Origin of the sequence: Sinomonas sp. G460-2, assembly GCF_047759905.1 — a bacterium.
Classification (GTDB): Bacteria; Actinomycetota; Actinomycetes; order Actinomycetales; family Micrococcaceae; genus Sinomonas.
In genome coordinates this window covers 1-2,092 of the sequence record NZ_JBKZWT010000468.1, presented here as the reverse complement: position 1 = coordinate 2,092, position 2,092 = coordinate 1, and the positions used below count along the sequence as shown (strand labels likewise).

Annotated in this window: 1 protein-coding gene and 1 pseudogene; one reads left to right on the top strand and one right to left on the bottom strand. The window is 69.2% G+C overall.

The features are described from left to right. Positions 1-1,242: AI-2E family transporter (locus tag ACLN58_RS21515; protein WP_415857250.1), on the bottom strand; the 1,242-nt coding region annotated here is incomplete at its 3' end. Positions 1,243-1,414: 172 nt separating this feature from the next. Between ACLN58_RS21515 and ACLN58_RS21510 the strand changes: the two are divergent. Further along, positions 1,415-2,092, top strand: a pseudogene (locus tag ACLN58_RS21510) (hypothetical protein); the annotation flags it as partial.

The following is a 2,092-nucleotide window of genomic DNA, read 5'->3' as shown; positions in this document are numbered from 1 at the left end:
GACCTCGCGGATGAGCAGCATGACGGCGGCGGCCGTCGGGATCGCGATGAGCGCCCCGAGGACGCCGAGGAGGGTCCCGCCGGCGATGACCGAGATGACGGCGACCGGTCCCGGGACCGCGACGGCCTTCTGCATGATGCGCGGCGAGACGAAGTAGGCCTCGAACTGGAGGTAAGCGAAGTACGCGATCGCGAGGATGAGCGCCGTCTGCCAGCCCTGCGTGAGTGCGACGAGGACGATCGTCGTGCCCGCGACCACGCCGCCCACGAGCGGGATGAACGCGAGGAAGCCGACCACGAACGCGAGCAGCGCCGCGAACGGGACGTGCAGGATCGTCATGACGATGAACGCGAACGTCGCGTTGAGCACCGCGACGCAGACCTGGCCGATCACGTAGTTGCCCACGCCGCGCGTGATCTCCTCCGAGAGCGCCTCGACCCGCGCCCGGCGCGTGCGCGGCGCGAGACGGTAGCCCCATGCCTTCATGGCGGGGAGCGCCGAAAGGAAGTAGAGGCTCAGCACGAGGACCACGAGCACGCCGAAGGCGGTGTTCGCGATCGTCGAGCCGACGCCGAGGACCCCGCCGAAGATGTTCGTGATGGCCTGCGAGTCCTGGCCGAACTTCTGCAGCTCCTCGGTGACGCGCTGCTTGATGCCGAACTGCTCGTCGACGCTCTTGTAGAAGTCCGAGTGCAGGAAGTCGGTGATCCAGCCCGGGAACGCGTTCACGAGCTGGGTGACCTGGTCGACGATCGTCGGGATAAGGGTCCCGAAGAACGCCGCGAAAACGCCCAGGAGCGCCACGAGCGTGATCGCGATCCCGAGTCCGCGGGGGAGCCTGCGAGCCTCGAGCCACCGAACCACGGGATCGAGGCCCAGCGCGATGAAGAGTGCCGCGAGAATCCAGACGAGCAGCTGGGTCGTGTGCTGCGCGATCGAGTAGAGGCCGAGCGCGATCCCGACGCCCACCGTCCCCATGAAGCCGATGTAGATGGGGTGCTTGGAGGACATGCGCGGCCCCGGCGTTCCGAGGCCCTCGTCCTCGTCGGCCTCGCCCGTTTCGTCGACGGGCGGCATGAGGAAGCGAACGCGAGGCTGGGCACCCGGGAGGGGGCGGCGCAGGCGGCTCGCGATGGAGCGCATGTGCTCCCACTGGGCACGGTTTGCGTGCGTCTCGTCGTCGCCGTGTCCGCCGGGCTGGGCGGGCGATTCGTCGGGCGTCGGGCGGATTTCGTCAGCCACAGTCCTGCCTTCCCAAGAGACCTTTCGTCACCCTATCAGCCGCGCCGTTCCGGGCTTCAGCGGGGTCGGGGCAGGGCGGTGGGGGAGCGGTTCCCGAGACCCCGAATGGGGGATCATGTCACGATTTGGTTACCATTAGTAGGTTCCGTCCCCCGATCTGAGGTGTTTTCCTGTGCGAGTCAAGACCGCAGCCGCGCTTGTGCTGCTGGGCCTGATAGCTCTCGTGGCCGGTATCGGCCAGCTGACCTTCTGGGCTCCGCCCAAGACCGTGACCGCGACCTTGCCGGCCGATACCAAGGCGGCCCCGCTGACGGTCCTCGACACCAAGCTGCGCGATCTGCGCGGCGGCGAGGCCGACGTCAGCATCAAGGGCGACGGCAATTTCGTCCTCGCCGTGGGCCGCCCCGACGACGTCGCAGCATGGGTCGGCAAGACCGCCCACACGACGATCGACGGCGCGTCCTCCGACGGCAAGACGCTCAACGCGACGTCCACCGACGGCGACCCCACCGCGCCGTCCCCGGCCGGAGCCGATACGTTCGCGACGACCCAGAGCGCCTCCGGCTCGCTCGATTACCACTGGGATCTCCCGGGTGACGGCGACTGGCAGATCGTGCTCGCGACCGACGGCACCAAGCCGGCGCCGACCGACATCACCATCACGTGGCCGAGCAACGAGACCACCCCGTGGGCCGTTCCGCTCGTCGTGGGCGGCGCGATCCTGCTCGCGGGCGGCATCGTGCTTCTCGTTCTTCGGCGCCGCGGCCCCGGAGCGGGCCGCCCCGGTGAGGTGCACCCCGCCGAGGGCAACCCCGCAGAGGGCAACCCCGCAGAGGGGCACCCCGCAGAG